This is a genomic window from Pseudomonas sp. 05N431 (assembly GCF_056397005.1).
Map to the genome: position 1 here is coordinate 381,700 of NZ_JBFTMN010000001.1, position 25,859 is coordinate 407,558.

Consider the following 25,859-nt stretch of genomic DNA (forward strand, 5'->3'; position numbering starts at 1 on the left):
GAACCAGCAGGTTTAATCCTGCACCATCGCCGCCTGGTTATTCAAAGGACGGAATCAAAGGCATGCTGGATGCTAACGCTACCCATATTTCTCTTACCCTCGAAGGTGTTTCCACTGACCTTCAGGTACTCAGTTTCGTTGGCCGCGAAGCCCTCAATCAGCCGTTCTGTTTTGACATCGAACTGGTCAGTTCCCGTCCCGATCTGAAGCTTGAAGAGCTGCTGCACAAACCTGCCTGCCTGACCTTCGGCGCTACCGGCGAAGGCGTCATTCATGGCCTGGTCTACCGCATCGCCCAAGGCGATTCGGGCAAAAGCCTGACGCGTTACAGCATCAGCCTGACGCCGCAGCTCAACTACCTGCGACACAACCATGACCAGCAGATTTTCCAGCAACTGAGCGTGCCGAAGATTATCGCTCAGGTCCTCGAAGCCCGCGGCATTCTGTCCGACGCCTACAGTTTCCAGCTGGGCGCGATCTACCCCGAGCGCGTGTACTGCGTGCAGTACGACGAGTCCGACCTGCATTTCATCCAGCGTCTGTGCGAAGAAGAAGGCATCCACTTTCACTTCCAGCACAGTGCCAGCGGCCACAAGCTGGTGTTCGGCGATGACCAGACGGTGTTCCGCAAACTGGCGCCGGTGCCCTATCAGCAAGACTCCGGCATGAGCGCCGACAAACCGGTGATCAAGCGCTTCAACCTGCGCCTGGAAACCCGCACCAGTCGTGTCAGCCGCCGCGATTACGACTTCGAAAAGCCGCGCATCCTGCCTGAAGGCGCGGCCAGCAGTGCATTCCTGCCAGACCTGGAAGACTACGACTATCCCGGACGTTTCACCGACCGCGAACGCGGCAAGCAACTGGCAACCCGCGCCCTCGAACGTCATCGCAGCGACTACCAACTGGCTGAAGGCAAAAGCGATCAACCGATCCTGGTCAGCGGGCATTTCCTGGCCTTGAGCGAACACCCACGCGCCGAGTGGAACGACCTCTGGCTGCTGCTGGAAGTCATTCACGAAGGCAAACAGCCGCAAGTGCTCGGCGAAAATGTCACCAGCGACGTCACCCAGAACAAGGATGACTTCCACCAGGGTTACCGCAACCGTTTCCTCGCCACCCCGTGGGACGCGCACTTCCGCCCTGCCCTCGAACACCCGAAACCGAAAGTCCTGGGTAGCCAGACCGCGGTGGTCACCGGCCCCAAAGGCGAAGAAATCCACTGCGATCAATACGGCCGCATCAAGGTGCAGTTTTTCTGGGACCGCGACGGCCAGGCCGACGACAAGACCAGCTGCTGGGTTCGCGTCGCCACCGGCTGGGCCGGCAGCGCCTACGGCGGCATCGCCATCCCGCGCATCGGCATGGAAGTGCTGGTGACCTTCCTCGAAGGCGATCCCGACCAGCCGCTGGTCACCGGCTGCCTGTACCACAAGGAAAACGTCGTCCCCTACGACCTGCCGGCGAACAAAACCCGCAGCACCTTCAAAACCCTCAGCTCACCGGGCGGCAAGGGCTACAACGAATTCCGCATCGAAGACAAGAAAGGCGCCGAACAGATCTACCTCCACGCCCAACGCGACTGGGACGAAAACGTCGAACACGACCAGAAAATCCGCGTCGGCAACGAACGCCACGACACCGTCGAAGCCAACACCCTCACCGAACTCAAGGCCGAAGAGCATCGCATCACTCATCTGGATCGCAAGACCGAGGCCCGAGCCGATGATCACCTGACGGTGGGCGTGACCCAGCATGTGAAGGTCGGCACGGCACAGTTTGTTGAAGCGGGGACGGAGATTCATTACCACGCCGGTGAAAAGGTGGTGGTGGAAGGCGGGATGGAACTGACGGCCAAGGCTGGGGGGAGTTTCGTCAAGGTTGATGCGGGGGGTGTGACGATTAGTGGGGCTGAGGTGAAGGTGAATTCCGGGGGTGGGCCGGGATCGGGCTCTGGTATTCAGATTCTCGCGCCATTGATCCCCATACCAGCACCCAGTGAAAAATCCGGCAATCTTCTCGCCCGTAAAGAAGTCCCAAAGACTATAGATTACGACATGGATTTCTTAATTACTGACCAGAACAGCGGTTTACCTCTGAGTAACTTCCCTTATGTCATCAAAACATCATCGGGAAAGAATCTCGTAGGCCGTACCGATGAGCACGGACGGACGAGAAAGGTAACGAGCGTCGAGGCTGAAACGGCGGTAATTGAAATTTACGATGACGTCCCTCCAATCAACCCTCAGTGGGATGCTTAACGTGCCGAAAAAAAAACCGCTGACCACCAGCCAGAAAACCTTGACTCCTACGGCGGATAAAAACTCCGCATTGGTGGCCATTGATGACAGCAAGAGACTGAAAGAAATCAGAAAGCTGGTAGAGGCTAATAATGAGTCATCCGTCGACACCGACACAATAATTTGTCACATCTACATGGAGTCCCGCTTTGACGCAGATGCACATGCGTCTGGCAGCAGCGCTCGCGGTTTACTACAGCTTCTTAAGGGGGCTGTACGTGAGTTATATCGAGTTGAAAATTTGCGCAAGCCGAAAGCGCAACGCTCGGATGAAGCGACGCTATACCGTGAAGCTGATAAATTTCATGACAGCGCTCAATTTGTGGATGAGGGGACGAACATACGCGCTGGCACCAGATACCTTGAGATACTTATCCAACGGCAAAAACGTAAAGGCGCAGCAGAGCCGATCGTTGAGGCCTACAAGGATTATCGTGACAAACAGAACGGTGTGTATTACCGCAAGATAAAGGCTGCCTCGGAGAAGCTTCATGCAGCCCCCGATTCAATGCAGATTTTGAGGGACATGGTCAAATGAGACAGTTCTTACTTGGTATTGCACTTATTGCACTTAGTGCTGAGGCCTTTGCCGCACAACCTCTTTTAAAAACTGTAGTCAGTTGCGAACTGGCAGGCCCCAAAAACACGGTTGAGTTGCTGCGCAGCTCACCTATCGTTGACTCTTACATCTATAAAGTCCGCCACTCCCAAAAAACCCGATTCATCTTCAAAGGTTTAGATGCCTCTCGAGGTGCCGCAGTTCAGTGGCAGTGCGTTTCAAATCACTCGAACATAAAAGCACTAGTGATTTCTGGTGAGTTCACTTCAAACTTCCTACAAGGCGCTTTATATTATTTTGACTCAACCACTGACCAGATAGCACGCATCGATTTCGCTGAAAGAAATCGTCCTCGCTGGGTGCGAATATCCAAACAGGATACTCAAGTGATTTTTGAGAACACGGGCAATGAGAGCTCCCACAAATATTTGATCTACGGAAAAAATGACACTTATCTTGAAGTAGATGAGTTACCAACAACCTCTAGTACAAGTGACGGAGAGCTGATTGAACTGAACAACCCTAAACAGTAACACAGCTAATGGCACAGCCAAGAGCGCACTCCTGCCAGGAATGGGTTCGTCGCGAGTCGCAAAAAGCTTGGGAGTGGATCAGTGAAACGGGCGCAAAAGTGGTTCGCTGGACTGATGAGCAACTGCGTGCGGTCTGGAAAGAAGTCCAGCGTTACACCGATCTGTCACTGGAGTTGTTGCGTCAAGTCGACTGGCTTCAGGTCCTCATTGATCTAGGGATCGCAGCAGCTACTGTTGTGGTGGCTTTCGCTATAGGCGCAGCGGTTGTAGCAGCGGGCATTCCGACCACTATCGTCGCAGGTTTATTAGTAATCATTCGGTTAGCCCAGCTTTCTTGGGCCTTATTGGCAAGTATTTTGAGCGGTGCAGCAGTTTCCGCAGCCGTCACTGCCGGTTAGAAGAGAGTCACTATGAACGTACTGGAAAAACTAACTGATCGAGCTCCGGACTTGTCCTTTGAGCTACCCGATGGAACCCCTGTAGTTAGGCTGGGACTGATCGCCACGCTCTACTTTAAAGAGGGGTACACGCCTGAAAGCAAGCAAAAAGTGATGGAGTGCTTCGCTCGATTCAATAATGAGTTCGGCTCTCATCTCACTGGACAATTTGATAAGACATATAAAAAGCTAACCCCCAGCAGTTTTGAGAAAACGACAGACAAAATCCTCAATACGGGTCCTAACGAACAATATGAGTGGCATATCAGCAGTGCCACGACTGCCGGAGAAGCACCTGAATACAGTCTTTCAGCACTGAATTCCTTTGAGATTCACGGAGAGCAGAAGCGCTCGTACCTGAAACTCGTGCTGCCTTGGTCCATCCTCAAAGAAGCTGATGGCCCAACCCGCTTTCAGCAATGGCTCGTCTACCTTTGCGAACAGGTCAAGGCCGAACACGGTTACAGCGGGCTTTCTAGTGTATTACCTTTTGACTACGACAGTTACATGCCTATGGAATACCAGTTGGCTCAGCAGTTTTCTGGGTTGGAAGTGGACTCCATGGTGCATAACTCCAAGCGGGAGCTGCTTAATCACATTAAGGGCGTGAACTGGTACACCGTATTGGGCTCGCTTTTTATGGATCGTCTGGGCGGCGAAAACGCTATACGCCACGCTTTCAGTGGTCGTGGGGATATTGAAGTTATCAACTACAACAATGGTTTGATAATACGTGCAGGCCAGTTCCCCGAGCTGGGAGCTTTGGAGGATGGTCTCCCTGTGCCATACGTAGCAGTCAATAACGTAGTGAAGCATGTCCGCATCCCGAATCCTGACCAGCTTCACAGCTACTCGCCATATGGCGATTGCTTCGAGCAGGAAAGTACCGATCGTTGGTACGCACGTTTTGATCAAGATGAGGACAGGACAAACCACCCTTCTCGTATTGAGTCTGGCCAACCCTGCAGCAAAGCGGGTTATTGGTTCACCCCTGCACAAGCCAATTCGCGCCGTTATTTCCAACAGGGCGAAATAATGCCTGGTTTCAGTGATTCCAGTTGGGGCGATACGCTTTGGTACTGGTCGGACCAATAAACCCGCCCTGCTTTCGCGTTACCTGCAAAAGGGCGAATTCACTCGCCCTTTGTACGAGCACCGATAAAACCTGTGATCATTCACTTTCACTTCCAGCACAGTGCCAGCGGCCATAAGCTGATGCTCGGCGATGCCCCCCACTTTTGTCCCATCGAAATTGTTTCTATTTGGAAAATCGCAGCATGAGGCTTTACTGCTTTTTACTATTTTTCTTTCTTGGTGCCTGTGGTGATGCAGACACTGGGAGTGGTTCTATGGCTGGCAAGAAGTCGTTAGTCGAGATTCAACTGCAGGAATCTATCGACAGCTTGTTGACCACAAGCCCTGTGAAGTTTTCTGAAGAGTGCATGTCGCAGGTGAACATGTGCTGGTACAAAATTGACAAGTCCTTTGGCGATGCTGATCTACCTTCTGTGAAGGTCAATGGGGCCTTGATACTTGATGATGTTGCAGCTGTGAGTATTGCGATTGATAAAGATGTAGGGAACAACATAGAAAGCCTTGATTTGTTCGTTAGATCTCTCCCTGACAGCAGTAAGCATAAAGAATATCAGGCTTTCTTATACAGCCTGTTAGAAAAAATAAAATCAGCAGGCTGGACTCATTATTATGCGCCGTCCGATCCGCGGATATCAGGTTCGCAAAATGATAAGATTAGCTCGCCTGGTAAGGTGCTTGGAGACTATGTCCTGAGTCATCCATGGTTAGATCCTGACTATCACCTGGATCTAGATCGGTGGTTGAAAGTAGACGATTTTTATGATTGGCATTTTTATAATAATGGAAATTACCTAACCCTGAGGGCACAGCGGCGCGACTCTGATGACGCCCCTAATGAACGTGGAGCATATTTGGTAAGTTTGAACTTTACAACAGAGCGCGAATACTGGACACCTGAGTTTAATGACTCAAAAGACAAGGCACGCTGGAATGAGTTGTTGCCGGGCCTTCTTAAGAACTACAAAGCCATTCGTGATGCTCGTGAAAAAAAGGCGATTGAAGCAGGTATAGAGATTGACAGTAGCTATCAAGACCCGCCTATTAAAGCGCTAAAATAAATTACTCTTCATTGAGAGAGAGGGGTAGTTAAGTGCCCTCCCTCTCTTTTAAAATTTAAGTTTGAGCAAATTTTATAGCATATTTATGGGTATTAATATTTCTGGTGTTGGCGGGATGTGATAACGCTAACCAGAGTTCTGTCGCTGTAACAGAGTCTACCAAGGTAGAAGCCCACTCCGAAAATGATGCCATGCTGTATGGTGAAGACTTTCCCGACTTCTCTGATCAGACACCCATTATGCCTATTCGGGCCGGTGGAGACGAATGGGACTTAGCCGATATCATTCTGCTCGCACCGGACCTTCCGGGCATCGTTGATCTTTGGAAAGTTGGCGAGCTTTGGATGGCTATGTTTCCTCCCACTTCGCTAGTTCAAGTAAGGATTCTTGCTGGTCCGGACAGTCCTGTGACGCGCGTGAACATGGCGGTGGTGTTTTCAAATAGTCCGCTCCCTGCCTATTTCGAGACGGATGTGCAAGGAGAGTCGCCCAGGTACTACGTGCAAACGGGCGTCATCGCGAAGGTCTACTTCGTGTGGGATGAGTTGATTGTTCCGGAGGGTGCCGACGATTACGAAAAGAGTCGGAACAAGGGGTTGCTGCCGACGTTGCGTGATTGGCATCCCACTGATGTTTTGATGCCCCGTCTCATGCAGTTGGTGCAGTAGAAAGACAGAGGACTTCAGGATCGCCAAACGGCCATCAACCAAGCTGTACGACACAATAAAAAGATTCGCACAAACAAGCCCGTTTTTTTCGGGAGATGGGCTTGTTGTGCAATGGTTAAGTCAGACTGGCGCTGTCCACCCCAACATCCGCTGCTGAGCCACCTTCAACAGGTCGCAACCATCCTGAGTCAGCAAATACAGCGCATGAGTAATGTGTGGAATGTCCTGGACATCGCCGTGTTTGAAGCACTGGCAGTGCAGCGTCTCCAACAGGTCGCTGGAGGCACGGATTCGGTTCAGAGCGGCTTCAAGTATGTCTTGGGGATTGGCCTCGGTGTCGATGACCATTGGGTTTGAGTCGGTAACACTGCTTTTGATGGCGCGGTAACGATCGGGAAATGGATTTAACGTAGGCATTAGGATTACTCGGTTGTTTGATAAGTAACCGCCGCATCGTGACCAAACGATGGGAGGCGGACTGTGTACAGGCTTGGTCAACCGAAACAACCAATCGGCTCGCCTAAAGGCGTCCCGCACACAGCCGCCATAACAACGCACTACGAGGACATAGATGTCCGCAGCGCGAATGATGGCACACATATGCACGGTTGTTATCAGGTGACCAAACCCGTTCGCTGATTTTGCAGCGACGGCAAACAGTAATCCCTTGCCGCTGATTGGCGAAAGGCGACGATGCCTATGACGTTGTAGGAAGCAGCCGAAGCTCGCTCAGGTTTTTATCGTAACGGTGTCAGGGCGCCACCGCAGGCGATAGAGACCAATAACCGCTCCATCACCTGAACCCCCACCGAGCTTAACCCCCGGTTAATCCTGCGGTCTAAAATTAACTGGACCGCGTTCGCGCAGAATCTTCTGACGCCCTGCGCGGCAGGGCCGACATCGTCAGGTGTCGCGCTGACTTCACGTCTGCACCGGAGATTTCTCATGAACATGCGTATTTTTCTGGTGGCCTCTGCCCTCGCCTGCACCGGGTGTACCGGGCTGGCGCTGGCCGACTCCGCACCTTCCCAGCCTGTGCCGTATCACTACGGAATGTCGCTGCACGTCAAGAAAGTGGTTTCGATGACCGAGCCCACAACGCAAGACTGCAAGGTGGTGACGGCAGAGATGAAGTTCATCGACAACGTGGGTAAACAGGAGGACATCAGCTACCTCAAGCTGTCGGATGCCTGTAACTATCAGAACTGAGTCATGGCGCTGCGCAGCGGCAGGCATTTGGCGATGGGCGTGAGCCAGGCCAAAGGTTATGCTTTGGCCTCCCCCTTACTGCCGCAAGGATTCGCCATGCAGTTGTCGTTTCGCACACTGTCGACGTTTACCGCTGGTCTGTGTTTTGTTCTGGCGCTGGTCTGGGGCTTTATGCCCGAGGTGATGCTGTCGACCTGGAGTGTCGGGTACTCGGACGCAACCGGGTTGGTGGCCAGACGCGGCGCGGTGTTGTTTGTGGCATTGGGCGTAATGTTTTATCTGGCTCGCAACGCGCCGCCATCCGTTTCACGTAGCGCGCTGAGCAGCGGTCTCGTGGTGGGGGGGTTCGGGCTGGCCACGCTGGGTGTCGGCGAATGGCTCAGTGGCCACGCCGGCCCAGGCATCTTGCTGGCAGTGACAGTGGAGATTGCGCTGGGCCTGGCATTTCTCCAGACCCAGCGTGTATCCGTCGAGTTCGCAGAAACCGTGGATTAATGCGCGCGGACCTTTGACGCGAGCACATGGCTGCCGGGGGTGTGATCCTCCAGGTCGTGGCGCAATTCAGCGATCAGATCGTTGATTTCACGACAGCCGTTAAGAGCGGTCGCGTCGATGCCGGTCACCACCAGATCCAGTTGGTCCGTCTGGTGGTTGTCGTAGACCTTGACGGTCATCGACAGGTCCGGTGACAAGGTGCATTGGCAACGTTTAGGCAAAAAGCTGTGTTCAATGATATTGCGAAGTTCCAAGGCAGAAAGAAACATTACAACCCTCCCTTTTTATAGGACCATCGATCAATCGTCGGGTTAACCGCCGTCAGTCTTGCCTATCCTTCTCTCGCGGTTTTTCCTACGTGTTTTTCATGCATTGGAATGAAGCATAAGTCATGCCCGGGAATTCGCACGACGGGCCGTCAGTAAATCATCGATTTGCGACGAACTGCTGGATGGCCTCATGCAAAACGCATGATTGCCACTCATCATCCCGCACGTTGCCAGCTTCGCCGTCGTGGTTTGCATTGAGCGGCCAGCGCAGTGAGAATGCTCGCGGTCACTGACTCAACCAAGAGCAAGGAGGCATCATGCGCTCATCTATTCTCACCGCGTCGGCGGTGCTACTGTCCGGTCTGTCCGCTCTGGCCAGCGCCGCGAAACTCGAAGACGTTGCCCCCTACCCCAAGGCTGAAAACGGCTTTACCCGCCAGGTGATTCACTTGGCGCCGCAACCCCGTGAAGACAACTACCAGGTCGAAATCCTCGCTGGCAAAACCTTGACCGTAGATTGCAACCACCAGCGTCTGGGTGGCGCGTTAGAGGAGAAAAACCTCGAAGGCTGGGGTTATCCGTTCTACCGACTGGAGAAAGTCATCGGCCCGATGAGCACCCTGATGGCCTGCCCGGACGGTAAGAGCAAACAGGACTTCGTGCCGGTCGTCGGTGAGGGTTTCCGGCTGCGTTACAACAGCAAACTGCCGATTGTGGTCTACGTGCCAAAGGACGTCGAAGTGCGCTACCGGATCTGGTCGGCGTCGGCCAAGGTCGAGAAAGCCCGTCAGGAATAAGTCGGGCAAGCGCTCGCCCCTCAGTTACGAGCGGACGTTTCTGCGTCCGCTGCTCGCCTGAATCCCTTTCAGCGACTTACACCGGAGCGCCGCACAATGCGGCGCGCTCGGCCACATGCCGCAAGCTATCAAAATTGATATTGGCCCCTGAGTCGATCGCCACCAGGGTCTGCCCCCGGACACCGGTTTGCGCCACGTACTTCTTGATTCCGGCCACGGCCAGCGCGCCGGAAGGCTCGGTGATCGAGCGGGTATCGTCGTAGATGTTCTTGATCGCCGCGCACAGTTCGTCGTTGCTGACCGTGAGTACTTCATCGACATGATGGCGGCAGATTTCAAAGCCATACTCACCGATCTGCGCAACGGCTACACCATCGGCGAAGGTGCCTACGCTTGGCAGCACCACTCGCTCTCCTGCGAGCATTGCCGCTTGCAGGCACGCGGAGTGTTCCGACTCGACGCCGACGATACGGATGTCTGGCCGCAGGTATTTAACGTAGGCGGCAATGCCCGCGATCAAACCGCCACCACCCACCGGGACGAAGATTGCGTCCAATGGGCCTTGATGCTGACGCAGGATTTCCATGGCCACCGTGCCCTGCCCGGCGATCACGTCTGGATCATCGAAGGGCGAAACAAAGGTCCGGCCGGTTTGCCGGGCCAGGTTCAATGCGTACTCCAGGGCGAACGGAAAACTCTCGCCATGCAACACCGCATTCGCGCCACGACTGCGCACGCCGATCACTTTCAGCTCCGGTGTTGACGTGGGCATGACGATACTCGCCTCGATCCCCAGCTCCCGCGCCGCCAGTGCCACGCCTTGGGCATGATTGCCGGCCGAGGCAGTGATTACACCGCGAGCCTTTTGCTCGTCGCTCAGTTGGGCCAGTTTGTTGTAGGCGCCGCGAATCTTGAAGGAAAAGGTCGGCTGCAGGTCTTCACGCTTGAGCAGGATCTGGTTACCCAATACCTCGGACAGCGCTGGAGCCACTTGCAGAGGCGTGCGCACTGCCAGTTCATAAACCGGCGCGGCGAGGATTTTTTTCACGTAGTGCTCAAGCAGGGCCTGCTTGGCGGTGACCGTGTCGGTGTTGGTGTCCATCAACGTCTCCTGGCTTTGTTCACGGCCCCGGAGACAGAAAATGAAAACCCGCCTCTAGGGCGGGTTGGGTGCAGTCGTCAGCTAGCCCGCCAAATAAGGAATGGCGGTAATAATGCTTGGCTGGCGGAGCGATACGGTGGAAGTCATGGCTCGAAATTAGCGGCGCGCGAAAGACAAGTCAATGGCCAGTTTTCTGTCGAATGCGATAGTCTTCGAAAACCGTTCATCGTCCCAAGGAAGGAAAGCATGAAGTCTGTCGCACTCCCGTTGATCGCCCTTCTCGCCTTTGCTGGCTATACCGTTTCGGTGATGCTCCAGGCCGAGCAATCACTCATCGCATTCGGCATCAGCCTGATGTCCCGCCCCGATACTGCCCAAGTGGTGATCGACCTTTATCTGCTAGCCACCCTGGCAGGCATCTGGATGTATAAGGATGCCCGGAGCCGTGGTCAGTCAGCGTTGTCAGTGCTGCCATACCTGCTGATTACCGCAGTATTCGTTTCCGTTGGGCCGCTGCTGTATTTGGTAGTGCGGGGGCTTCGCAGCAACAGAATCAGTGCTGTTTCCGGGCATCGAGCGTGAGCAGGAGATTGCTAACAGCGCCATATTCGTTAAGGACAATATCGGCGTACGCAATAGCTCACCAGGCCTGCCCACGACGCTTGAGTTCGAGTCTGCGCACGAACTCCTCGAGTACCAGCGAATACAGATCGTCCTGCAAATAGGCGTCTTCGATACCGGCATCAATGTTCGGGTTATCGTTGACCTCGATCACCACCACTTTGTCGCCGGACTGCTTGAGGTCGACGCCGTACAGGCCGTCGCCGATGAGGTTGGCGGTTTTCACGGCAAGATCGACCACGGCCTTGGGCGCCTCATGAACCGCCAGGGTGCGGCACTCGCCGTTGATGTCCTGGCCCTTGGCTTTGTGGTTGTAAATCTGCCAATGGCCTTTGGACATGAAGTATTGGCAGGCGAAAATCGGTTTGCGGTTAAGCACGCCAATACGCCAGTCATACTCGGTATAGAAGAACTCCTGAGCCAGCAGCAACACCGAGTGCTCGAACAACTCAGCGGTGGCTTCGAGCAAGGCTTGCTGACTTTCGACCTTGATCACTCCTCGCGAGAAGCAGCCGTCAGGAATTTTCAGTACCAATGGAAAACCCAGTCGCTCGCCTACCCGCTCAAAATCTTCCGGTCGCTCCTTGTAGAGAATTTCTGTGGCCGGCATGCCCAGTTGATGGCTGTTGAGCAAGTCAGTCAGGTAGACCTTGTTGGTACAACGCAGAATTGATGCCGGGTCGTCCATCACCACCAAGCCTTCACTTTCGGCCTTTTTCGCAAATCGGTAGGTATGGTTATCGACGTTAGTGGTCTCGCGGATCAGCAACCCGTCGTATTCAGCGATACGCGCGTAGTCCTTGCGCTCGATCAACTCGACGTCGATGCCCAGCCCCTTGCCCACCCGGACGAAACTCTCCAAAGCCCTGGCATTGGATGGCGGCAGCGCTTCCTGCGGATCGTGGAGGATTGCCAGGTCATAACGGGCCAGCCGGCGTGAACGCGGCTGGCGCCAGATCTTGCGACTGAAGTTGTCCAAAGCGTTGGCGAAGTGATCTTCCTGATCTTCTCGCAACTTATGTAGCGCGCCAGACTTTACGCCTTCGATGTGCCAGCCGTTACGCCGACGAAACTCTACCAACAAGATCGGACAGGGAAACACTTCAAACAACTGACGCGCTAAATCCTGCAACGGCTCTATATTGGTCTTGCCGAAATAGAGTGTCAGGGTAAAGCCTTCAGTATCGCTGTAAAGATTGTTATTGAGCGCCTTATCCAAGGCTTTATCCAGGTCATCCAGTGCCAACCCATAAAGAGACTTACGAGTGAGTTCGCTGATGGTTCGCACCGAAGGAATCACCTTGTGCCCGCGGGCTTCGGCCAGCAATGAGCAGTAGTAACCGTGTCCCAGGTACTTGTAGCTGCGGCACAGGTTGATCACCTGTACCCGCTTGCCCTGCTCGCTGCCGCGGGTTTGCTCGAGATATTCCTGGGCACTGACGATGTCTTCACTGGGAAAGTAAGATGCCCAGTCTTCCTTGCGCTCGACAATAATAATCAACTGACTGGATGCTCTGGCAGCCTCCGATAAATAAGTTGCCTTGGTTATTGCTGTCGGTAAACGTTGCTCCGATACTTCACGCCAATGACCTTGTAGCGCTGACATAGTGATTGATCCGTTGGAGAACAAGACCTTTCCTATTAAGCACGAACTTTTTCGAAAGTCCCGTTTCGTTACGCAACTTTTACGGTGGTCATATGAATCTTGTCTTTCGCCTTGCAGTACTGGATGACCTGGCGGCACTCCTGGAACTTGAACAGCACTGTTTCACCAGCGACCGGCTCAACAGCCGTAACTTTCGGTGGATGATCAAGCGTGCTCACGGGCAGTTGATCGTCGCCGAGCGTGTGGATCAATTGCTCGGCTACGCCCTGGTGCTGTTTCGCCGCGGTACCTCGCGGGCGCGGCTGTACTCGATTGCCATCGCGGTTCAGGCCCGAGGTACTGGTCTGGGCAAGCAGTTGCTGGAGCGAATCGAAGCCTGCGCGCTGGAGCACAATTGTGGCTGTCTGCGGCTGGAAGTGCGTACTGACAACCCGACGGCGATTGCGCTGTACGAGCGTAACGGCTACCGGCGTTTCGCGTTGATTCACGACTACTACGAGGATCATGCCGACGCCTTGCGGCTGGAAAAACGGATCCGCTCAGCCAGCGCCTGCAATACGCTCAATACCGCTCAATAACTGCTGGTGTCCGGATCTCGGGGGGCTGGCTTGGGCGGGACATACGGTTTGACTGCACCCGGCGCAGTGCCGCTGCGCGGGTAGCCATTGCCGATCCCGCCGTTTTCAAGGGTTGGTGGGCGGGGAACCGGCACGGTGTTCGGCCCGCGAATGACCGGTGCACTGGGCTGGGTGCCCTGCATGCTGTTGGGATTTACTCGGCGAATCGGGTTGTTGTAGGGATTATCGGAGTTGTCGGGGAGATTCTGGGCAAGCAGTTCGGGATGCTCCACCGTCGCAGCCAGCATGCCAATGTCTGCGCCGGCCTGGGTCAGAGTGCCAAGCAAGCCACTCAACGCCAACGCGCTGGTACCGAGCACAAACCTGTTCATGGTGGAGTTCCTCCAGGACATGCAGATAGGGTCTTCGATAACACGCTACGCGCAGGATTCGCCCCTGTGAAGACAATATTCCCGCGCAGATATCACACCAATTGACCGCGCTGCAGACCGGCCGGTAAACCTCACCGCGCCAGCAAAGGCTGCTGGCGCGTGGATCGTGCTCAGATCAATACAATAATGGCCAGCAAACCGCCGAAAATCGCCCATTTTTCCAGGTAGTAACGCGTCCGGTTGCGCTTTTTCAGTTCTTTGCCGCGCAAACGGATCTTGTAGATTTTGCCGAAAAACCGGTTTATGCCACCGGTTTTATCGCCCGCATCGTTTGGCGCGCCAGCAGCGGACATCACGTTGCGGCTGAACCAGCGATTGAACGCTGTGGCCCAGCGGTATTTCAGCGGGCGCTCGATGTCGCAGAACAGGATGATGCGGTTCTGCTGGGTGGTGTTCTCGGCGTAGTGAATGTAAGTCTCGTCGAACATCACCGCCTCACCATCACGCCAGTGATAGCGCTCGCCGTCGACGTCGATGTAGCAACCCTCATCGTTAGGCGTTTCCAGACCCAGGTGATAGCGGTACGAACCGGCATATGGGTCGCGGTGACGGACCAGTTTCGAGCCTGGTGGCAATTCGGCGAACATCGCTGCCTTGATCGAGCCGATGCTTTGCACCAGTTCCGTGGTACGCGGGCAGAGCTTGGTGGCCGACGGGTGGCTGTCGCCATACCACTTCAGATAGAAGCGCTTCCAGCCGGTTTTGAAGAACGAGTTGAAGCCCACATCGTCATATTGATCCGAGCGCTTGATCTCCCCTGCCCTGAGCAGATTTTGGCCCTCGGCGCGGATTTCCTGCCAATTGGCCTGCAAGGGACTCAGGTCCGGGAAGTCGGCCGGATTCAGGTAAGGCTTGTTGGGGATTTTCGAAAACAGGTACAGAAAGCAGTTGATCGGCGCCAGAAACGTCGAATGGTCACTCAGCTGACGACTCAGTTTATGCCGGATGCGACCACGTAGATGCACATACGCAATGGATAAAACGTAGAGGGAGACAATGATGAGTTTCACGGGAATTCGTCACAGTTCAGAAGAGTACATGCCGCGCGCCACAAGCCTGACTTGAACGCAGCGTCCGAGATCCAACTATCAAATGAATCGGTCAAGCACGGGAGCCTGAGCAGAAAGCTAGCTCAAGGCCACTGGGGCGTATTTTAGTCATACTTTGTAATCAAGGGTTAACTTACATTTGTGAAAAACGGTGCCGGCGTTGTGCCAGAAACGCGCCTGTTCGGCTGATCTGAACACGGGACACCCTGGAAAGCTGCCGACGATCGTTTCAATAGACGTATGCCTGCTGGCTCAAATCATGCGCAGACTCAACCGCACCGGCCACGCATAATCCCTCCCCGGCGTCCTGCCGACCGAACGAAAGCCCTTCCTGCTGCCTCAAGATGTCCTATTGCTGCGCTGCAACCTTCACAAAAGAATTCGATGCCAAATCCGGACCACTCCTTCTGCAGCTCTGTCATTACTCGACTAGGCTATAAATCGCCACAGGAGCCAAAGCCATGGGAGACCGGAGTCCGGTTTATTTCGCGCTCTATAATCTAAATCCAACGCAGCGTGTAAGCGGCTTCGGAGCCAATACCGGTCCGATGTTTGCTACGTAGACTCAACATTGGAGGGAACCATGAGCAATATCGTCGCCACCGGCGAGCCACCTGAAGCCATCCGTCTCATCATCAGGGTTTATGCTTGCCTGCTGCTCGCAGGATTTGCGTTTATTCCAGCCTACCTGATCAGCTACTTGTACTTCTTCCAGGACCCCACCGTTCTATTCGAGAACCACGCGTTCCATATCATTGCGATCACGGCAGCCACCCTGGAAGGTTTGTTTGTGACTTACGTGACGTGGCGCTGCTATCAGTCATCGGGAGAGCCGCTGCTGCGATGGATGACGCTTGGTTTCCTTGGTTTTGTACTGATCTATGCATTGCATGGTGCGTTCACCGGGCTCGCACACCACAATATCTGGCTCTTCCTGCTTTATGGACCAGCCTCTCGACTGGTCATGTCGATACTGCTGTTAGTCGGAATGCTGTCCTACCACCGCCCACCTGATGCTGCGGACCAACGAATGCAGCCCCGCCGGTGGTTGACCTGGATAGGACTGTTCCTGCTGGTTGACCTGGTAGTAGCGTTCGTCGCCAACTCGGCAATCGCCGGCGAACTTGCGGTGCGCCTTTCGCTGGAAGGTGGCGCCCTGGTTTTTTCCACATTGAACGTGGCAATGCTCCTGCTGCGCCGTATCCGCTCGCAACTGATGGTGATTTTTGTCATCTCGGTCACGGCGTTCGCGTTGTCATCTGTTGCATTCATCCTTGCACGTCCCTGGAACCACATGTGGTGGCTCGCCCATGCGATCTTCGCCGCTGGATTCTTCCTGTTGAGCTATGGGGTCGTGCAAGCGTTCCTCACCACGCGATCTTTCTCGACAATTTACAGCCAAGAGGAACTGATGGTGCGTCTTGCCGAGGCTATGGAGTACACCGAGAACGCTCTGGTGGAGCTCCAGCGCACGAATCAGGAACTCGGACACCTCGCGGCGACCGATCCACTGACAGGCGCTGACAATCGGCGTCGATTCATAGAGCGGGTCGAAGCCGAAATTGGCCGGACCAACCGCGGCGGTGAGCCGTTCTCCGTTTTGGCACTTGATCTGGACAATTTCAAGTCCATCAATGACCGCTTCGGGCATCAGGTTGGCGATGACATCCTGAAAGAGTTCGTGCAGAAATGCCTCGATTCGATCCGGCCGTATGACGGTGTAGCCCGAGTGGGAGGCGAAGAATTCATGATACTGCTACCTCATACTTCACTAGAGGCCGCGCATGTAATCGCTGAGCGTCTGCGAACCAGCGTTGCAAATACTTCTTTTAATAGCGGTTTTCAGCGGTTGACCGTGGTCACAGTGAGCATTGGCATATCGCAATCTGGCCGCGACGGAGACACCATCGAGGCAATTCTGCACGTAGCCGATCAACGCCTGTATCACGCTAAACACCAAGGCCGTAATCGTGTGGTCACTGCCATCAAGACCAGTCTACAACCGCTGCCCTGACCATCATCGAGCTTGCGCCTGACCTTTTCCGCTGCACCACATCCAGCCAGGAGTGCAGCAACACCTCAGCGGAGTCAGGCCAACTTCATCAGCGCACCAGAGACATTATCTCTGGCTAGCCGCAACTCGCTTGCATCCTGATTCAGGCGATGGACGACACCCAGCAACCGCTGGCGCAGCAATTCGTCGCCAAGCTGATCAATCGCCCGCATGACATCAACTGCTGCGGCCTCGTTATTGGCAGCTGCCGCGTCCAGTGCTTTACGCAGGTTTCGTGCTGATCGGTTCACTTCATTAGCCCTCATGAATCTGGCCTGTACCCTACAACAGAAATGTTTCTTTTTAATTTCAGTCATTTAGCTTTGATAGCCCACCGCTAACCGCCACGCTACTTCAGCAAAGAAAAGCCCGGCATTTCTGCCGGGCTCCACATACCGCTCTATGCGCGCCGCTGGATTGCGACCTTCGACCAAAGAGTAAAGGCGACTGGTGGTGTCCAGCCTGAGTTCGATGTGTGCTCTTGCTGGCACAAGTACCTATTGCCTTCGTAAGTCACGCCATCGTCCTTGTGGTACCGGTGATTCAATTGCCACTCAGGGTACTCTGGCTCGGTGATGTCTCCAGCGGTTCTAACGCTCAGGCTCTTGCTCGGAAGCGATTCTTTTCCGGAAGAGTCTGTTGCCGTGACAAAGTAGCTGTACTGAGTGTTCGGCGTCAGACCTGAGTCTTTCAGCGTTAGAGCTGCCGTATGGCCTATTGCAGTTCCATTTCGGTACAGCGTGTATGTCTCGATCGGACGAGGACCGGCTGACGCCCCCCAACTCAAGGCCACGCTGGTTTCGGTAACGTCCCTGGAAGACAGATTCACCGGAGCCGTTGGCCGGTCACCATTACCTGCCTCACCGTGAATCAACGGGGCGTAGCGATTGTAGAACTCCCAATCGTAGGGGACATTGTGTGCGCTAACACCATCGTCCCAGTTGATCGACCAGGTCATCAGTCCTTTGATGGAGTGGCCGGCAGCATCGAGACGCTTGAACGCATTGACCACCGCAGCAGGATCAATCACGTACCCCGTGGCCGCGGCGTCAACGTTGGCCGGCAAGCCGATGACAAATTTATCCGCAGGAATGGCGATGTAGTCCCGAGTGCCGGTTACCAGGCTTTCGGTCAGATAGAAGAGGAAGTCCTCTTTCATCTCGTCATTGTTCTGCGCAATCCAGGCACCCTGACCGCTATTGGCTTCCTGAACCCAGATCCCATCGCCACCCTGGTTGTAATATTGAGGCGCGATGAAGTCGTAGTACCCCTCGAGCGCCTGAATGTAGCCAGCGTACTTGCCGCCAACCCTGAGGTAGGGAAACTCCGGCGCCATGCTGATGATGAAATGTTTCCCTTCGCCCTTGTAGTGATCCTTCACCAGCTTCAAGGCTGCAGGCAACACCGTCTTGTTGTCAGCAAAATCAATGGCGCTTTGCTCGAGGTCGATATCCAGCCCATCGAAACCGTAAACCTCAACCAAACGAACGATTTCATTCGCCAATGGCTGCTCGTCCCCTTTGTGCAACTCGATATGAGCGTCGGCGCCGCCCAACGAGATCAACACCGCCCTTCCTTGGCTGTTCAGCACACCCACCTGACGACGAAACTCGTCGTCGGAGAGGTTATAGGGTTTGAAGGTAGGAATGCCCTGGCCTTTCATGAACGCCACAGCAACAACGTTGTAGTCATTGGGCACATCCACCAGATCTATATTCGCGAACTGTCCACCTTGATAGCCGTCACTGTGGCCAGCCGGCCAGTTGTGCCAGAAACCCATCAGGATTTTTTTATTGGCAATACCAGGCATCAACGATGCAGAATCACTTACTTTAGACTTCAGCAATGCAAAATTAATTTTAGACATTGTTCTATTCCTTCAGAACTGTACAAGGAGCCCTACATGGCCCAGCGTTATTTAAAGTTCACGTCAAACGCCTGATAAAACGCATTACCGGTATCGGCAACAACCCAAAGAAGGACAATGACATGATGTCCTTGCTTGCCCTTCGGCAACTTTACTTCATGCTCAATCTTTGCTTTCAATTCGGCGGCATGCTCGTAGAACGGCACTTGAGCATAAAAATCATCATAGAAGGGTTCTGGCTCAAGCTGAGCACGACTAATACGCTTCTTCGGATCCCAGCCGTCCTTGGTAATAAACCAGCGGTAACCCCGAGTCACGTGAGGCATGGCGTATACCCATTTGACATGAAACGTCTGGCCTGGAACGACATCCAACAGTGGCCAGGCAAATGGGCGATTTAACTTCTGGCTCACTTCTTCATTGGTGAAGTTAACGCACTCACGAGCATCGGTCCTGCCACCACTGAGGATATAACCATCAGCCGGCGGCGTATCGCTGCCGTGATCAGTCTCATAAGGCCTGGGGAATGGACCAGCCGTCAATGATGGAAAGTTCTTTCCGCCTTCCATTTCATTAGCTTGCCAGTCAAGGATAAGCCCTTCCTCTGTAGCAATAGCAGAACGACTGGGAGGAGAAATCACACGACCATGTTTCAGCTGTGGCCTGGCTTCTGGTTTGTTCATCGCATTCACTCCTTTGATTGAACTCCCTCTTGAGGAGAGTTCTTAGGCTAGCGCAACGTTTTAGATTTTCCACTATAAAAAACAAATACAAACACCCAGCACATCACCTCCTCCACCCAAAACAACCGAAAAATGACACTCCGCCCGCGGCCGTGACTAACAAACACTTCTACCAAAACATTTTTAAACATTAACCCCCCATGAACTTCAACTGGCGCTTGAGCCTTTCGGACCATCCAGCTCCAGAGAGGCTGATGTGTAGTACATCCTGCCATAATCTGCCACTACCAAATCTGGTAGTCGCCTAAAACCATTCGAAATATACAAATACCTGAGGAAGTTCCAGACGCGACAAATGAAGTGCTATCGCAAGACTTTCGAATCACTGTAAGTGAGCGGTGCGCATTGCCATGAAGGTTTTGTCTCAAATCAGTTAAACAACGAAAATCTTGCAATTATTGACATGGATCGCACTGAAATAGCAGACGAGGCGCCCCTGCCAGCATCGCCACAGCCAAAGCTCCTACGAACAATTTCATGTCGTTCCCTCATAGAGATTTGGCGCGACTTTAGCGGTGGGTAGCTGGAAACGAAAAAGCCCAGTACTAGGCTAGACTCTTCCTACGCACACCAAGGATTGGTCACCAAATGAAACTCGCCTGGCTAGCTCTTACTGCCTGCTTGATCTTCCAGCCCGCTTTCGCAAAGCCCGGTACTGATCCTCAAGCAGTAACCCCTGACGAATCGCAACTGATCGAGCATGGCTCGTACATAAATAGCGATGGAAATACCGTACACAGCCCCGCCCATACGAAATCAAATCGTGCCCCAGAGGGCGCTACCGCCAAGTGTCGCGACAATTCCTACAGTTTTAGCCAGCACCGACGCGGCACGTGCTCGCGGCATGGTGGCGTGATGGCTTGGTTGTAGATACGAAAAGGTCAACCGGTGGGCCCGATGGCTGCTGAGTCAAGGCCCCGGAACATTCAATGGCTTACGTCGTAGGTGTTGCACCCAGGACAGCACGGCGAAGAAAACAGCGAATACAAACAAAATTATCAGGGCGACTTTGACGAACATGTCTGTATCCAACCGTTCCAACTCGATGCAACTGGCGGCGTTCGAACAACGCGCAGTACACGACTGAACGCCGTCGATCTGGCACGTCAGCACGCTCTTCTCGAGATGGGTCAGCTCGATGCTTCGCCCATTGAGTACGGTCTCTGTGTTCAGCCCACCAGCGTAATCCATTTGGCGCCGTCGCGTTTCAGGATTGCAGCTTGCAAGCCGAGCGGAGGTGGGGCCACGCCGAGTTTTAGACACCACAATTCAATCTGCTCGACCAGCAATTCGATCACCACCACGTCCGGGTCAAATGGTCCGTCTGGGAACCACAAGTCTGAATTCTTCCGCCACAGCGTGCTCTTGAGTGCCGGATCGTGATCCAGCACTTTTGCTTGTCCAAGCAGTGTCACGTACGCATGATCTTCATCACATTGGTAAGACAGGGTCATCCGCCCAGCGTGTTGCATTTCCTGTACCTTGCGGCACTGCCGCCCCGTCAGGAAACGCACCGACCAGTGTTCGCTCAATGAATAGGGTTCAACGATACGAGCATTCGCATGGCCCGCTTCGGTAACGGTAATTGCCATGCAATACGGTACTTTGGCAACGATGCTGCGGGCTATGTGAAGAAGTGATTCAGTCTTGTCGGTCTGCATAAGTTCGCTTCCATAGGGAGGCATAGATTGCTCAATAAAGCGATGCAACGTTTTAAGGCATTGCGCGGATAAATGTTTATCGCTGACTTTGAGCTGATTGTCGACGCTGGCAAACGGCTAAGGCAGCCGTTCAGGTTCTGGAAAACAAGTGTGTTCTGACGTTCAATCAAAAGCTAGCGGGAACGGCTTTACCAACTATTGTGAATACCCCCCTATACGTCGTCCTTTGGCCATCCAGCATTACATTGAGCAGCTTCTGCTCACTCAGGCGAAACAGGGCAAGCGACCGCATATTCACGGCCTTTCGATGGGTGCGGCCGGATCACGCTGTCATCTTGAGCTTGGAACAGTGAAGTGCCAGTAGTGACAACTGCGGCCGACGATGAGTTGAAATTGCATAAATGCCTGTTAAGGTAATCAAGCCAATGAGTGCACCAACGTGACAGTGAACGGGCAAACCAAGTATCCAGCGCAAAGGGAAAAATGATGCAACTGCTACCTGTCCTCCCGTCAATTATTGGTGAGTCGCTAGAGCTGCGCCCACTAGAAGCTGATGACTTCGAATCGCTGTACAGCGTCGCATCCGATCCCCTGATTTGGGTTCAGCATCCAAGCCCCATGCGCTATCAAGAACCCGTTTTTCGCGAGTGGTTTAACGAGGCACTTGCTTCACAGTGCGCGCTTATCGTTATCGAGCGCAGCAACAACCAGGTGATTGGCTCCTCTCGCTACTACGAGTTCGATGAAGAAAAACGAGAAGTCGCTATCGGATACACCTTCCTGGCTCGCAATAAATGGGGAGGCGAAACCAATAAAGAGTTGAAAAATTTAATGCTGACCCATGCATTTCAAACGGTGGATACCGTTTGGTTTCACGTTGATAGTCAGAACTTTCGATCTCAGCGAGCCATGGAAAAAATCGGCGGACGCCTCTCCCATCGCGCCACTAAACAGCTCGCCGATCGCACTCAAGAGTACCTGCTCTACAAGATGGAAAGGCCGAATTGTAGTTGACCACTACAATCGGCACTGTATTTTTGGCGCTTTAGCTGCGGATCATTTGAGGCTAGGCAAAAGAACTAAATCTCCGCTTCACCACAACCACCGTGTAGCGCGCATTCGCTCGCCTGCATATGGTCGAGAAGGATTTCCCGCCCCAAGGATGCGCAATAAGTGTTGGCTTCTTTCAACGCCTGCCCTTTCGCGGAAGCCGGGCCGCCGAAGGGAACACGTGTAGAAATCGTGTAGGTGTCCGGTCCGACCTTTATCGGGCCGCTATCAGTACAGCCGGAAAGCAGCGCCAAGGCCAACGCCCCTATGAACAGTTTCATGTCGTTCCCTCGTTGAGATTTGGCGAGTCTTTATCACCAACGAGGAGGCAGGAAATGCTTCGTGCGGATGGCAGTACGTCCTCCAGGCAGATTGTCGACTTCGAACGTCAGAAATCGGCCAAATGCGCCCCTTCAACCATTTGATCAAGCGCCGCAACAGCGGTGACAGCAAAATTCAGGAATGTCTTATGTTCGCAGCTCTAAGCGTTCATTAACGTGGTCTGCTTTCATTTAGCCACATGGTTATCCACTTGAACTTCTCAATAAATCCCAGCCAACAGAAGCCAACGCACACACACATTTATTTATCTTTACTAGCCATTATTTTTTATTTACAAAGCACCATCGCAACTGCTGCCTGTACTGCCGACAGGCAAACCCAAACAAGAAGCTTTGGAGTAAATCTGACTGAAAAAGCTCTATCAATCGCAGCTGACGCACCTATCGGCACGATAATTTATAATGATACTGTCAACACATACCCCACTAAAATCACTTGTGGAACAGACGGAATCAACATGGGGTTCCATATCAACAGCGATCTCGTTAGCTGGGGCTCAAACGATTATAGTTTCGTCTTGAGGAACACAGGCCTATCATTCAACATCAAAAGACAACAAAGTAACGGCGCAACATTTTATGAGGAGCGCTCACGATACGTAAGCGTATATCACAAAGACCACACCCTGCCCGACACATACCACATAACAATATACAAATCTGCAGCACTATCGACTCAGAAATTAGTACCTGCTGGATTACTCGGAAGCATAAAGTGGGATAATTTTGAATATTTAAAACTATACCTCGCAAATCCCATCACCTTAAACACGGCTTCCTGCCAGACCCCGGCAGTGTCGGTTCAAATGGGGGACGACTATCGCCTGGAGGAATTCAACAAGGCCGGTGATACACCTCGGATAATCAAGTTCAACATTGGCCTCAACCAGTGCCAGAGCGGCATCAAGAAGGTTACCTACTCACTCAAAGCCACCTCCCAGGTCATCGACGCGCAAAAGGGTATCGTGGCGCTGAACTCCAGTTCGACGGCCAAAGGCATCGGTCTACAGTTGATGAATGAGGCAGGGAAACCCATCGCGCTGGACACTACCTACCCGTTCAACGGGTTCAACACCACAGACACAAGCTTCAATATACCGCTGTCCGCTGCTTACTACCGCCTGGCCGAGGGCAAACTGGAAGCCGGCACCGCGAACACCGGAGTGACGTTTATCGTGAATTACCTGTAACGAACTAAGGGCCGATAGCAGCCATTGCTTAATGCCCGCTTGGGGTTGTGGGATTCACCGTTCGATGCACGAAAGCATCATGCAAGAGATGATGTCACCGCCTGTACGCCCCCCAGTAACGCCCTACCGCCCTCGGATAACAGCCTCCTGCCCCCCATGCAACGGATTCCCCGGTCCTTTGCCTGCCAGCCCAAGGACTGGGATTGCGCCAATTTCCGCGCGGATAAGGCCTGACTGAGCATCAGAAACGACAAAGCCCAGCACTAGACTGCAATGCTGTTCACTTAAGGAGTGTTAACTAATCCATGAGCAACCGGAAAATCCGGAGTCTGATAAGGACTCCAGATTTTTTATGACCGCTGCACAGAACTTGAGCGCTGATTTTTAAGTACAGCTAAGCGCTTGTGAGGATCGTCAGGCAGGACCCCGTGTAAATGTGCTGAGCAAGCTTGTAACTTATTTGGAAACGACGATCTTTTTCAGCGCAGCCGGAATGAAGGTGTCCAACTGCTTCACCACCTCGACATAAGCCTCCATCGGCTTGCCCCAGGCATCCGGCACATCGACATTCTTACCCGTCGTATATTCGGCCAAGGTGAAAGTCTTGTCTTTTGCTTCGGGGAACTGCTCGATCAGTTTGTTCTTGTGTTTTTCGGTCATCGTCAGCAATGCGTCGGAGTGTTTGATGTCGTTCGCGGTTAGCTGCGCCGATCGATGTGCAGTGACATCAATGCCGCGTTCCAGCATCAAGCTGGCTGCGTGGACTTCCGGCTTGGCGTCATAAGGGTCCCCGTCGACTGCGCGCGAGATTACCGCAATATTTGCATTGTCTTTGCTGATAGCTGCGTTGGCGATCGCTTCTGCCATCACACTTCGGCCAGTATTTCCGGTGTCTACGAAGGCAAGCTTTTTAGGCTCCTCGGCTAGTGCGTGGCCAGACAGACCAATCACACACAGTACGCCAGTCATGGCTGCAAGGCGAAGTTTCTTGAGCATTTGTTACCCCTTATATTATTGATTTTATGGAGTCGAAAACCGCTACATGCAACGTAGTCACTTAAGCAAGTTGTCGATGCAAATCTTGTTTGCGGAGGCAACCTAGCACTGCGCACAAACCTGAACAACAGCCATGTCGCACGAAAGGAATTTGGTGACGCATTGCGCTCCGCCCCATGCATTCGCTGCCAACGCGTCCTAAAAAGTCGGCAATATGTACGGCGCGGATAGGACCTGGGAGGTCAAAGATGGAATACCAGAACTGCGAGAAATAAAGAGAGTTGTGAACTCACATAACTCAGATATTCAGTCGCTCACAGCCATCGTTTTTGGCTTGGTGGATCAGCTACACGAATCTCAGGGTGAAGAAGAATTGGTCGCGGCAGAAGCTCGCAGGCTCGAAGGTCGAGTACGACGAAACCAGCGGCACGCTGACGCTACGAAATCTTCCGGTTCTGCTGACTGATCAGCTCAAGCTTCAGTCTGACCCACCCTCGCCTATTTCGAAGCAGACTTAAATGGCATCACGTAAGTAAAGAAGCCTTTCAGGTCATCGCGCAGGCGCTCCGAAATGAGAGGGTCATCAAAAATACGGGGGTCAAAGTAGATCAGCCACGTGCCATCCGGCCTTAACTCCGAGTCGGCAAAGTAGGCTCCCACTTCGTTCTCTGTCAGTCCTGTGGCGTCAGCAATTTCCTTGATCGTAGGCTTGCTTTTCATCAGCGGCCTCCTTGATTCGGCGGCATGCCGAATCCTCAACAAATAGCCCACAACCCCGAATCACGCCACAGCCTTCCGTCACGGAAGGCGGCGCCTACTATTACGAGCCTACGTGCGAAAGCTCTTCGTCAATGATTCGCTCAGCATTCTTCGCAGCGGTTGTCGCAAACTCGTAACAGATCCAGAAGTCCTGCTCTGTTACGGATGAAGATCCCTGCAAGTTCTCCAGGCAGCGCGCTAATGCATGCTTTATCAAGCCATCATTTAGAGCATTGCGGGCTGCCTCTTCACCTTCAACCGCTCGAATGGCAGTTTCGATTTCTTCGATCTGCTCAATCTTTGCCACCAGCACGACCTTGGCGGAGTCATCTCGTTCGATGATTTTGGTCCAAGAGTGATCAACTATCAGCGTTTTCATTAGTAGCTCCCCGTCT

General features: G+C 53.4%; 28 protein-coding genes and 2 pseudogenes. 16 read left to right on the top strand and 14 right to left on the bottom strand.

What is annotated here, in order from left to right; genetic code table 11:
- Positions 1-62 precede the first annotated feature (62 nt).
- The 7 genes from AC1DIG_RS01635 (at position 63) to AC1DIG_RS01665 (ending at position 6,647) form a co-directional block, all read left to right on the top strand.
- Positions 63-2,258 (top strand): type VI secretion system Vgr family protein, encoded by a 2,196-nt coding sequence (locus tag AC1DIG_RS01635; protein WP_477765850.1) that lies wholly within the window; start codon positions 63-65, stop codon positions 2,256-2,258.
- Positions 2,251-2,835: a transglycosylase SLT domain-containing protein gene (locus tag AC1DIG_RS01640; RefSeq protein WP_477766069.1), complete on the top strand. Its 585-nt coding sequence runs from the start codon at positions 2,251-2,253 to the stop codon at positions 2,833-2,835. Before AC1DIG_RS01635 ends, AC1DIG_RS01640 begins: the two co-directional genes overlap by 8 nt.
- Positions 2,832-3,389: a hypothetical protein gene (locus AC1DIG_RS01645; RefSeq protein ID WP_477765851.1), complete on the top strand. Its 558-nt coding sequence runs from the start codon at positions 2,832-2,834 to the stop codon at positions 3,387-3,389. Before AC1DIG_RS01640 ends, AC1DIG_RS01645 begins: the two co-directional genes overlap by 4 nt.
- Positions 3,390-3,397: 8 nt before the next feature.
- On the top strand, positions 3,398-3,787 hold the full coding sequence (locus tag AC1DIG_RS01650) for a hypothetical protein (protein WP_477765852.1): 390 nt from the start codon (positions 3,398-3,400) through the stop codon (positions 3,785-3,787).
- Positions 3,788-3,799: 12 nt separating this feature from the next.
- Complete coding sequence (locus AC1DIG_RS01655; RefSeq protein WP_477765853.1) at positions 3,800-4,921, top strand: type VI immunity family protein; 1,122 nt, start codon at positions 3,800-3,802, stop codon at positions 4,919-4,921.
- 254 nt (positions 4,922-5,175) lie between these two features.
- Positions 5,176-5,979 carry a hypothetical protein gene (locus AC1DIG_RS01660; RefSeq protein WP_477765854.1) on the top strand — a complete coding sequence of 268 codons (804 nt, stop codon included), beginning with the start codon at positions 5,176-5,178 and terminating at the stop codon, positions 5,977-5,979.
- Positions 5,980-6,170: 191 nt separating this feature from the next.
- Positions 6,171-6,647, top strand: a complete 477-nt coding sequence (locus AC1DIG_RS01665; RefSeq protein ID WP_477765855.1) for a hypothetical protein — start codon at positions 6,171-6,173, stop codon at positions 6,645-6,647.
- A 120-nt stretch (positions 6,648-6,767) separates the two neighbouring features.
- Here AC1DIG_RS01665 and AC1DIG_RS01670 read toward each other — a convergent pair whose 3' ends face one another.
- Entirely contained in the window at positions 6,768-7,064 is a 297-nt protein-coding gene (locus tag AC1DIG_RS01670; protein WP_477765856.1) for a hypothetical protein, read from the bottom strand.
- Positions 7,065-7,592: 528 nt separating this feature from the next.
- Here AC1DIG_RS01670 and AC1DIG_RS01675 point away from each other — a divergent pair.
- Positions 7,593-7,856: a DUF2790 domain-containing protein gene (locus tag AC1DIG_RS01675; protein ID WP_477765857.1), complete on the top strand. Its 264-nt coding sequence runs from the start codon at positions 7,593-7,595 to the stop codon at positions 7,854-7,856.
- Positions 7,857-7,952: 96 nt separating this feature from the next.
- On the top strand, positions 7,953-8,351 hold the full coding sequence (locus AC1DIG_RS01680) for a hypothetical protein (protein WP_477765858.1): 399 nt from the start codon (positions 7,953-7,955) through the stop codon (positions 8,349-8,351).
- Here AC1DIG_RS01680 and AC1DIG_RS01685 read toward each other — a convergent pair.
- Positions 8,348-8,620: a DUF1652 domain-containing protein gene (locus AC1DIG_RS01685; protein ID WP_019690161.1), complete on the bottom strand. Its 273-nt coding sequence runs from the start codon at positions 8,618-8,620 to the stop codon at positions 8,348-8,350. The two genes, AC1DIG_RS01680 and AC1DIG_RS01685, sit on opposite strands and share 4 nt — an antisense overlap.
- A gap of 317 nt (positions 8,621-8,937) precedes the next feature.
- Here AC1DIG_RS01685 and eco point away from each other — a divergent pair, with 317 nt between their 5' ends.
- On the top strand, positions 8,938-9,417 hold the full coding sequence (eco, locus tag AC1DIG_RS01690; protein WP_477765859.1) for a serine protease inhibitor ecotin: 480 nt from the start codon (positions 8,938-8,940) through the stop codon (positions 9,415-9,417).
- A gap of 94 nt (positions 9,418-9,511) precedes the next feature.
- On the opposite strand, the pseudogene ilvA reads toward eco, so the two are convergent.
- Positions 9,512-10,519 (bottom strand): annotated as a pseudogene (ilvA, locus tag AC1DIG_RS01695) (threonine ammonia-lyase, biosynthetic); the annotation flags it as partial.
- Between the two features lie 246 nt (positions 10,520-10,765).
- On the opposite strand from ilvA, the gene AC1DIG_RS01700 reads away from it, so the two are divergent.
- Positions 10,766-11,101, top strand: a complete 336-nt coding sequence (locus AC1DIG_RS01700) for a DUF2834 domain-containing protein (RefSeq protein WP_477765860.1) — start codon at positions 10,766-10,768, stop codon at positions 11,099-11,101.
- A 58-nt stretch (positions 11,102-11,159) separates the two neighbouring features.
- Here AC1DIG_RS01700 and AC1DIG_RS01705 read toward each other — a convergent pair whose 3' ends face one another.
- The gene (locus AC1DIG_RS01705; RefSeq protein ID WP_477765861.1) at positions 11,160-12,746 is read right to left on the bottom strand and encodes a RimK family protein; all 1,587 of its coding nucleotides are present in this window, start codon (positions 12,744-12,746) and stop codon (positions 11,160-11,162) included.
- Positions 12,747-12,838: 92 nt separating this feature from the next.
- Between AC1DIG_RS01705 and AC1DIG_RS01710 the strand changes: the two are divergent.
- Positions 12,839-13,282: pseudogene (locus tag AC1DIG_RS01710) on the top strand (GNAT family N-acetyltransferase); the annotation flags it as partial.
- Positions 13,283-13,317: 35 nt separating this feature from the next.
- Here AC1DIG_RS01710 and AC1DIG_RS01715 read toward each other — a convergent pair.
- Together AC1DIG_RS01715 and lpxO are read right to left on the bottom strand one after the other, a co-directional pair.
- On the bottom strand, positions 13,318-13,695 hold the full coding sequence (locus tag AC1DIG_RS01715; RefSeq protein WP_477765862.1) for a hypothetical protein: 378 nt from the start codon (positions 13,693-13,695) through the stop codon (positions 13,318-13,320).
- 170 nt (positions 13,696-13,865) lie between these two features.
- The gene (lpxO, locus tag AC1DIG_RS01720) at positions 13,866-14,765 is read right to left on the bottom strand and encodes a lipid A hydroxylase LpxO (protein ID WP_477765863.1); all 900 of its coding nucleotides are present in this window, start codon (positions 14,763-14,765) and stop codon (positions 13,866-13,868) included.
- Positions 14,766-15,387: 622 nt separating this feature from the next.
- On the opposite strand from lpxO, the gene AC1DIG_RS01725 reads away from it, so the two are divergent.
- Entirely contained in the window at positions 15,388-16,818 is a 1,431-nt protein-coding gene (locus AC1DIG_RS01725) for a GGDEF domain-containing protein (protein WP_477765864.1), read from the top strand.
- Between the two features lie 74 nt (positions 16,819-16,892).
- Here AC1DIG_RS01725 and AC1DIG_RS01730 read toward each other — a convergent pair whose 3' ends face one another.
- From AC1DIG_RS01730 to AC1DIG_RS01740, 3 genes are all read right to left on the bottom strand, one after another.
- Positions 16,893-17,108 carry a hypothetical protein gene (locus tag AC1DIG_RS01730; RefSeq protein ID WP_477766070.1) on the bottom strand — a complete coding sequence of 72 codons (216 nt, stop codon included), beginning with the start codon at positions 17,106-17,108 and terminating at the stop codon, positions 16,893-16,895.
- Between the two features lie 149 nt (positions 17,109-17,257).
- The gene (locus AC1DIG_RS01735) at positions 17,258-18,724 is read right to left on the bottom strand and encodes a carbohydrate-binding protein (protein ID WP_477765865.1); all 1,467 of its coding nucleotides are present in this window, start codon (positions 18,722-18,724) and stop codon (positions 17,258-17,260) included.
- A 47-nt stretch (positions 18,725-18,771) separates the two neighbouring features.
- The gene (locus AC1DIG_RS01740) at positions 18,772-19,407 is read right to left on the bottom strand and encodes a lytic polysaccharide monooxygenase auxiliary activity family 9 protein (protein ID WP_477765866.1); all 636 of its coding nucleotides are present in this window, start codon (positions 19,405-19,407) and stop codon (positions 18,772-18,774) included.
- A gap of 648 nt (positions 19,408-20,055) precedes the next feature.
- Between AC1DIG_RS01740 and AC1DIG_RS01745 the strand changes: the two genes are divergently transcribed.
- The gene (locus AC1DIG_RS01745; protein ID WP_477765867.1) at positions 20,056-20,337 is read left to right on the top strand and encodes a DUF3761 domain-containing protein; all 282 of its coding nucleotides are present in this window, start codon (positions 20,056-20,058) and stop codon (positions 20,335-20,337) included.
- A 299-nt stretch (positions 20,338-20,636) separates the two neighbouring features.
- Here the strand turns inward: AC1DIG_RS01745 and AC1DIG_RS01750 are convergent, their stop codons facing one another.
- Entirely contained in the window at positions 20,637-21,128 is a 492-nt protein-coding gene (locus AC1DIG_RS01750; RefSeq protein ID WP_477765868.1) for a pyridoxamine 5'-phosphate oxidase family protein, read from the bottom strand.
- A 486-nt stretch (positions 21,129-21,614) separates the two neighbouring features.
- On the opposite strand from AC1DIG_RS01750, the gene AC1DIG_RS01755 reads away from it, so the two are divergent.
- Positions 21,615-22,142: a GNAT family N-acetyltransferase gene (locus AC1DIG_RS01755; RefSeq protein ID WP_477765869.1), complete on the top strand. Its 528-nt coding sequence runs from the start codon at positions 21,615-21,617 to the stop codon at positions 22,140-22,142.
- A gap of 65 nt (positions 22,143-22,207) precedes the next feature.
- On the opposite strand, the gene AC1DIG_RS01760 is transcribed toward AC1DIG_RS01755, so the two are convergent.
- Positions 22,208-22,459 carry a hypothetical protein gene (locus AC1DIG_RS01760; RefSeq protein ID WP_477765870.1) on the bottom strand — a complete coding sequence of 84 codons (252 nt, stop codon included), beginning with the start codon at positions 22,457-22,459 and terminating at the stop codon, positions 22,208-22,210.
- A gap of 518 nt (positions 22,460-22,977) precedes the next feature.
- On the opposite strand from AC1DIG_RS01760, the gene AC1DIG_RS01765 reads away from it, so the two are divergent.
- Entirely contained in the window at positions 22,978-23,709 is a 732-nt protein-coding gene (locus AC1DIG_RS01765) for a fimbrial protein (protein WP_477766071.1), read from the top strand.
- A gap of 456 nt (positions 23,710-24,165) precedes the next feature.
- On the opposite strand, the gene AC1DIG_RS01770 is transcribed toward AC1DIG_RS01765, so the two are convergent.
- The 3 genes from AC1DIG_RS01770 to AC1DIG_RS01780 form a co-directional block, all read right to left on the bottom strand.
- Positions 24,166-24,705: an arsenate reductase/protein-tyrosine-phosphatase family protein gene (locus AC1DIG_RS01770; protein WP_477765871.1), complete on the bottom strand. Its 540-nt coding sequence runs from the start codon at positions 24,703-24,705 to the stop codon at positions 24,166-24,168.
- A gap of 498 nt (positions 24,706-25,203) precedes the next feature.
- Positions 25,204-25,425, bottom strand: coding sequence for a hypothetical protein (locus tag AC1DIG_RS01775; protein WP_427527167.1), 222 nt, complete (start codon positions 25,423-25,425; stop codon positions 25,204-25,206).
- Between the two features lie 100 nt (positions 25,426-25,525).
- Positions 25,526-25,843 carry a hypothetical protein gene (locus tag AC1DIG_RS01780; RefSeq protein WP_477765872.1) on the bottom strand — a complete coding sequence of 106 codons (318 nt, stop codon included), beginning with the start codon at positions 25,841-25,843 and terminating at the stop codon, positions 25,526-25,528.
- Positions 25,844-25,859 lie beyond the last annotated feature (16 nt).

Excerpts from the sequence above, each read along its gene's own strand:
- AC1DIG_RS01635 (WP_477765850.1), top strand. The coding sequence starts at position 63 with ATGCTGGATGCTAACGCTACCCATATTTCTCTTACCCTCGAAGGTGTT.
- AC1DIG_RS01640 (WP_477766069.1), top strand. The coding sequence starts at position 2,251 with ATGCTTAACGTGCCGAAAAAAAAACCGCTGACCACCAGCCAGAAAACC.
- AC1DIG_RS01645 (WP_477765851.1), top strand. The coding sequence starts at position 2,832 with ATGAGACAGTTCTTACTTGGTATTGCACTTATTGCACTTAGTGCTGAG.
- AC1DIG_RS01650 (WP_477765852.1), top strand. The coding sequence starts at position 3,398 with ATGGCACAGCCAAGAGCGCACTCCTGCCAGGAATGGGTTCGTCGCGAG.
- AC1DIG_RS01655 (WP_477765853.1), top strand. The coding sequence starts at position 3,800 with ATGAACGTACTGGAAAAACTAACTGATCGAGCTCCGGACTTGTCCTTT.
- AC1DIG_RS01660 (WP_477765854.1), top strand. The coding sequence starts at position 5,176 with ATGGCTGGCAAGAAGTCGTTAGTCGAGATTCAACTGCAGGAATCTATC.
- AC1DIG_RS01665 (WP_477765855.1), top strand. The coding sequence starts at position 6,171 with ATGCTGTATGGTGAAGACTTTCCCGACTTCTCTGATCAGACACCCATT.
- AC1DIG_RS01670 (WP_477765856.1), bottom strand. The coding sequence starts at position 7,064 with ATGCCTACGTTAAATCCATTTCCCGATCGTTACCGCGCCATCAAAAGC.
- AC1DIG_RS01675 (WP_477765857.1), top strand. The coding sequence starts at position 7,593 with ATGAACATGCGTATTTTTCTGGTGGCCTCTGCCCTCGCCTGCACCGGG.
- AC1DIG_RS01680 (WP_477765858.1), top strand. The coding sequence starts at position 7,953 with ATGCAGTTGTCGTTTCGCACACTGTCGACGTTTACCGCTGGTCTGTGT.
- AC1DIG_RS01685 (WP_019690161.1), bottom strand. The coding sequence starts at position 8,620 with ATGTTTCTTTCTGCCTTGGAACTTCGCAATATCATTGAACACAGCTTT.
- eco (WP_477765859.1), top strand. The coding sequence starts at position 8,938 with ATGCGCTCATCTATTCTCACCGCGTCGGCGGTGCTACTGTCCGGTCTG.
- AC1DIG_RS01700 (WP_477765860.1), top strand. The coding sequence starts at position 10,766 with ATGAAGTCTGTCGCACTCCCGTTGATCGCCCTTCTCGCCTTTGCTGGC.
- AC1DIG_RS01705 (WP_477765861.1), bottom strand. The coding sequence starts at position 12,746 with ATGTCAGCGCTACAAGGTCATTGGCGTGAAGTATCGGAGCAACGTTTA.
- AC1DIG_RS01715 (WP_477765862.1), bottom strand. The coding sequence starts at position 13,695 with ATGAACAGGTTTGTGCTCGGTACCAGCGCGTTGGCGTTGAGTGGCTTG.
- AC1DIG_RS01725 (WP_477765864.1), top strand. The coding sequence starts at position 15,388 with ATGAGCAATATCGTCGCCACCGGCGAGCCACCTGAAGCCATCCGTCTC.
- AC1DIG_RS01735 (WP_477765865.1), bottom strand. The coding sequence starts at position 18,724 with ATGTCTAAAATTAATTTTGCATTGCTGAAGTCTAAAGTAAGTGATTCT.
- AC1DIG_RS01740 (WP_477765866.1), bottom strand. The coding sequence starts at position 19,407 with ATGAACAAACCAGAAGCCAGGCCACAGCTGAAACATGGTCGTGTGATT.
- AC1DIG_RS01745 (WP_477765867.1), top strand. The coding sequence starts at position 20,056 with ATGAAACTCGCCTGGCTAGCTCTTACTGCCTGCTTGATCTTCCAGCCC.
- AC1DIG_RS01750 (WP_477765868.1), bottom strand. The coding sequence starts at position 21,128 with ATGCAGACCGACAAGACTGAATCACTTCTTCACATAGCCCGCAGCATC.
- AC1DIG_RS01755 (WP_477765869.1), top strand. The coding sequence starts at position 21,615 with ATGCAACTGCTACCTGTCCTCCCGTCAATTATTGGTGAGTCGCTAGAG.
- AC1DIG_RS01760 (WP_477765870.1), bottom strand. The coding sequence starts at position 22,459 with ATGAAACTGTTCATAGGGGCGTTGGCCTTGGCGCTGCTTTCCGGCTGT.
- AC1DIG_RS01765 (WP_477766071.1), top strand. The coding sequence starts at position 22,978 with ATGGGGTTCCATATCAACAGCGATCTCGTTAGCTGGGGCTCAAACGAT.
- AC1DIG_RS01770 (WP_477765871.1), bottom strand. The coding sequence starts at position 24,705 with ATGCTCAAGAAACTTCGCCTTGCAGCCATGACTGGCGTACTGTGTGTG.
- AC1DIG_RS01775 (WP_427527167.1), bottom strand. The coding sequence starts at position 25,425 with ATGAAAAGCAAGCCTACGATCAAGGAAATTGCTGACGCCACAGGACTG.
- AC1DIG_RS01780 (WP_477765872.1), bottom strand. The coding sequence starts at position 25,843 with ATGAAAACGCTGATAGTTGATCACTCTTGGACCAAAATCATCGAACGA.